The following is a 517-nucleotide window of genomic DNA, read 5'->3' as shown; positions in this document are numbered from 1 at the left end:
TACCAGGAAGGAGAAGGACTATCTACGGTACCGGACTGTCCTGATGGGACCATAGTTGCAGAGTACAAGATAAACGATCAGGACTGGCAAACAGGAACTGTAATGAATGTAGCTGAAGGTGATATCGTTTATATCCGAGCCAGAGACTATAGCGCAGGGGAGTATTTTGTAACCGTACCCCAGGCTTATGCCCCAACTTTTAGTTCCGTAGACGATTTGCCATCCCATAATGCTTTTAACGCCTATCAGGTAGATACTTTTGTTAATAGGAGAGGGAATACCCAAAGAAACAACGGGATTGTTGGTCCAAGTAATGCAGGTCAATTTGTTCTTACCACAGCCGAGGGTTGCATTACTGTAGTAAATCTTGTAATTAACGATACACCACCCCCTTCAGAATGCATTTCATTATCGGCTCCCTGGAGTAATAGAGATATTGGTAATGTTGCTGCGGATGGCAGTGCTTGTGTAGACAATGGAGTCTATCAGGTAGAGGCCTCAGGTCGTGATATCTGGA

At 44.7% G+C, this 517-nt stretch carries 1 protein-coding gene; it reads left to right on the top strand.

Going from position 1 to position 517, the window contains the following annotated elements:
• Nucleotides 1-517: hypothetical protein (locus PXG98_RS16430; RefSeq protein ID WP_276392942.1), on the top strand; the 517-nt coding region annotated here is incomplete at both ends.

Origin of the sequence: Eudoraea chungangensis, assembly GCF_029360665.1 — a bacterium.
Classification (GTDB): Bacteria; Bacteroidota; Bacteroidia; order Flavobacteriales; family Flavobacteriaceae; genus Eudoraea; species Eudoraea chungangensis.
The sequence above is the reverse complement of the archived record's forward strand: the minus strand, read 5'-3'. Positions and strand labels throughout refer to the sequence as shown.